The 249-nt window shown below is 47.0% G+C and carries 1 pseudogene; it reads left to right on the forward strand.

Annotated elements, in window-relative coordinates:
* Positions 1-249: pseudogene (gene moaA, locus AKJ31_RS22370) on the forward strand (GTP 3',8-cyclase MoaA); the annotation flags it as partial.

Genomic DNA, 249 nt, shown 5'->3' on the forward strand with positions numbered 1-249 from the left:
GCCGGTTTTGAGCAGGTGAAGGTCAATACCGTTCTGCTTAAAGATATGAACGCGCAGCAACTGCCTCAATTCCTTGATTGGATCAAAACACGTCCGATTCAATTGCGCTTTATTGAGCTGATGCAAACCGGTGAGATGGACGATCTGTTCAAAAATCACCATGTGTCAGGCACCAGCATTCGCAATCACTTGATCGCTAACGGTTGGGTGTTGAAGATCAAGAGTAACAATGACGGTCCGGCTCAGGTA

This window comes from Vibrio hepatarius (assembly GCF_001274785.1).
Classification (GTDB): Bacteria; Pseudomonadota; Gammaproteobacteria; order Enterobacterales; family Vibrionaceae; genus Vibrio; species Vibrio hepatarius.